Origin of the sequence: Nonomuraea mesophila (genome assembly GCF_004352805.1) — a bacterium.
Taxonomy (GTDB): domain Bacteria; phylum Actinomycetota; class Actinomycetes; order Streptosporangiales; family Streptosporangiaceae; genus Nonomuraea; species Nonomuraea longispora.
On record NZ_SMLD01000342.1, the window covers coordinates 1 to 3,101 of the forward strand.

The 3,101-nt window shown below is 68.8% G+C and carries 3 protein-coding genes; 2 read left to right on the forward strand and 1 reads right to left on the reverse strand.

Going from position 1 to position 3,101, the window contains the following annotated elements:
* The first annotated feature begins 55 nt into the window (after window positions 1-55).
* Both E1295_RS47745 and E1295_RS47750 read left to right on the forward strand, forming a co-directional pair.
* A complete protein-coding gene (locus tag E1295_RS47745) occupies window positions 56-721 on the forward strand; it encodes an AIM24 family protein (RefSeq protein WP_181958160.1) in 666 nt (221 codons plus the stop codon).
* 196 nt (window positions 722-917) lie between these two features.
* The gene (locus E1295_RS47750) at window positions 918-1,592 is read left to right on the forward strand and encodes a YHS domain protein (RefSeq protein ID WP_132641979.1); all 675 of its coding nucleotides are present in this window, start codon (window positions 918-920) and stop codon (window positions 1,590-1,592) included.
* A 76-nt stretch (window positions 1,593-1,668) separates the two neighbouring features.
* On the opposite strand, the gene E1295_RS47755 is transcribed toward E1295_RS47750, so the two are convergent.
* Window positions 1,669-3,101 (reverse strand): FG-GAP repeat domain-containing protein (locus tag E1295_RS47755; protein WP_166427796.1); only part of this gene is annotated, 1,433 nt, incomplete at its 5' end.

Genomic DNA, 3,101 nt, shown 5'->3' on the forward strand with positions numbered 1-3,101 from the left:
GTTGGAGGGGATTTTCCGTACGCTAACGGGCACGACTTCTCGAAAGGTAGATACCGTGCGCAGCTCCATCTTCGGCAACCTCGACGGCCAGCCCCTGCCCCCCGGCTTCGCTCTCCAGAACGGCAAGATGCTCCGGGTGCAACTGCCCGAAGTGCTGGCCAAGCAGGGCTCGATGGTCGCCTTCCAGGGGCAGATGGACTTCGACTACGAAGGGTCGGGCGGCCTCGGCAAGCTGTTCAAGAAGGCGATGACGGGCGAGGGCGCGTCGCTGATGCGGGTGCGCGGCGACGGGCTGCTCTACCTCGCGGACAACGCCGACGACATCCACCTGTTCTACCTGGAGAACGAGGGGCTCACGGTCAACGGACGCAACCTGCTGGCCTTCCAGCCGCAGCTGTCCTGGGACATCCAGCGGGTTCAGGGCGCGGGGGTCGCGGCGGGCGGGTTGTTCAACACGACGATCAACGGCACCGGGTGGGTGGCGGTGACGACGCACGGTACGCCGGTGTTGCTCGACGCCGCGCAGATGCCGACGTACGCCGACGGCCAGTCCGCCGTTTGCTGGAGCACCAGCCTGCACGTGGGCGTGAACCGGACGATGAAGGCGGGCGCGCTGATCGGGCGAGGGAGTGGAGAGGCCATGCAACTGGCGTTCCAGGGGCAGGGGTTCGTGCTGGTGCAGGCCAGCGAGGGTGCTCCCGTGGTGCAGGCTTCCTCCTAGCGCGAGGAAAAACCGCACGGGTACGGGCTTCCTCCCAGCACGAGGAAGGACCGCACGAGTACGGACGACGTCGCACGTTCGCGTGGGCCTACTTCCTGCATGGTAGGCGAGAAACGGTCCGCCTGCCGGATGCTTCGTATACCCCTCCTGGGCATCGTGGAGGAATCGTACGGCGAAGTCTGTTCCGAGGGGTTGGGTGAGCGCAGTGCTGCTGATCGAGGTCGTCGTTCCCAGGGGAGCTCTCAGCGAGACCGAACGCGAGGTGCTGGGGCGTCGGCTCATCGACACGCTGATGGTCGAGGACGACAGCCACGCCATGGAGATCATCGACGCGCAACGGCTGATCACGCAGGTGCTCGTGCACGAGCCGGCCACCTGGGTTCTCGGTCAGCGGCCCGCGGCGGACGCCGCCGCTCCGCCGCGCTATCTCGTCCGCGTCACGGTTCCGGCGTCGTGGCGTAAGGAGGTGTGCGAGCACATGGCCACCGTCGTCACCGACGTCCTGGCCGAGACGGAGCGGGACGCCGGCCGCGATCCCGAACGCGTGCGACGCGAACCCCACGCGCTGATCCTGGTCGAGGGCATCACCGAGGGCGGCATCGGCATCATGGGGAGGGTCATGGACAGCATGGATCTCACCGAGTACGTCTCGCGCCCGTACCGTGACGCGACGTCCGACCGTGCGGTGCCCGCCCAGGAGGAGGACAAGCTGATCGACCCGATCTGCGGCATGAGCGTGGAGCTCGACACGCAGCTGACCCTCGTTCATCAGGGCACCTTGTACGGCTTCTGTCACGGCCTGTGCCGGCGGGCCTTCGCGGACGAGCACGGCCTGTCGCTCAGCAGGCAGCACGTGTCCACCGACACCTGAACCAGCCACGACCGGGGGTGGGCCGGGAGCGACGCCCCCGGCCCACCCCGTCGAGGCCACCGGCCCACAGGTGTCGTCAGCTGGGGAAGTGTTCGTTCCAGTTGGGGCCGATGGTGACCGCCGGTCCGAACTTGTTGTCGCCCTTTCCGTTCCAGAGGGTGAGGATGCCTTCGGGGTTGATGGCCGCGAGGTCGGTGTGACCGTCGGCGTTGAGGTCGCCGGGGGCCATCAGTGTGGCGGCGAGATCCGCCCAGTTCGGCCCGACGGAGTCGGCGGGGGTGAACTTGGTGTTGCCCCTGCCGTTCCAGATGTGCAGGTAGCCGTCGGCCTTGCTGACGGCGGCGATGTCACCGGTGCCGTCGCCGTTGAAGTCGCCGCCGACCGGGCGGGTGAAGGCGTTCCAGCCGGAGCCGACGCGGACCGGCGGGTGGAAGTTGTTGTTGCCCTGGCCGTTCCAGACGTGCAGCACCCCTTCGGCGTCGACGGCGGCGAGGTCGGCGTGGCCGTCGCGGTTGACGTCGCCGAGCGAGGCCAGGGTGGCGGCGAGGTCCTCCCAGCCGGGGCCGACGGCCTCTGCGGGGGTGAACTTGTTGTCGCCCTTGCCGTTCCAGATGTGGAGGGTGCCGTCGCGTACGGCGGCCAGGTCGCCGATGCCGTCACGGTTGAAGTCGGCGGCGATGGGGCGGCTGACGTCCGCCCATCCCGCGCCGACGGAGTCCGCGGGGGTGAAGTTGTTGCTGCCCTTGCCGTTCCAGACGTGCAGGGTGCCCGTACCCGTGGCGTGGATGTCGCCGACGCCGTCCGCGTTGAAGTCGCCGCCGAACTCGGCGGGGAAGTGCGGAGCCCAGCCGGGCCCGATGGGGTCGCCCGGGGCGAACTTGTTGTTGCCCCTGCCGTTCCACAGGTGCAGGACGCCGGCGCCGTCGACGGCGGCGAGGTCGGAGTGCCGGTCGCCGTTCACGTCGCCCAGGGACATGAGGGTGCGCGCGAACTGGCGGGTCCAGCCGGCGCCGACGCGGTCGGCGTCGGTGAACTTGTTGTTGCCCTTGCCGTTCCAGATGTGCAGGACGCCGTCACGGTCGACGGCGGCGATGTCGCCGATGCCGTCGCCGTTGAAGTCGCCGCCGACGGGACGGGAGAGGCTGTTCCAGCCCGCCCCCACGCGGTCGCGTGAGGTGAAGTTGTTGTTGCCCTTGCCGTTCCAGATGTGCAGCACGCCGTCGAGGTCGACGGCGCCGATGTCGGTACGGCCGTCCTTGTTGACGTCGCCGAGCGAGACCAGGGAACTGGCCAGGTGGGACCAGCCGGGGCCGACCTCTTCCGCGGGGGTGAACGTGTTGCCGCCCTTGCCGTTCCAGATGTGGAGGGTGCCGTCGCGCACCGCGGCCAGGTCGCCTTTGCCGTCGCCGTTGAAGTCGCCGCCGATGGGCCGGCTGTAGGTGTTCCAGTTCGCGCCGACCACGTCCGGCGGGGTGAAGTTGTTGCCGCCCTTGCCGTTCCAGATGGTCA